Source organism: Flavobacterium sp. Leaf359, assembly GCF_001423985.1.
Lineage (GTDB): Bacteria > Bacteroidota > Bacteroidia > Flavobacteriales > Flavobacteriaceae > Flavobacterium > Flavobacterium lindanitolerans.
Genome location: NZ_LMPW01000001.1, coordinates 580,014 through 580,238, shown reverse-complemented (window position 1 = coordinate 580,238; position 225 = coordinate 580,014). Strand labels below are relative to the sequence as shown.

The 225-nt window shown below is 56.9% G+C and carries 1 protein-coding gene; it reads left to right on the top strand.

Annotation, left to right across the window (positions count from 1 at the left end):
- On the top strand, window positions 1–225 hold a 225-nt coding region (locus tag ASG38_RS17900), incomplete at both ends, for a hypothetical protein (protein WP_162239640.1).

The following is a 225-nucleotide window of genomic DNA, read 5'->3' as shown; positions in this document are numbered from 1 at the left end:
TGCCGAAGTGGCTGCGTCTTGCGACAGTATCCCGGCTGCGGCTACGCTTACTGCGACCGATGCCTGCGGAACTGCGACTGTAACTTTTGCCGAGACCAGAACCGATGGTGCCTGCGCAGGAAGCTACACCCTTACTAGAAAATGGACGGCTACTGACCTTTGCGGGAACACTGCCGAGCATGTACAGGTAGTAACCGTGACCGATACACAGGCTCCTGCATTTGC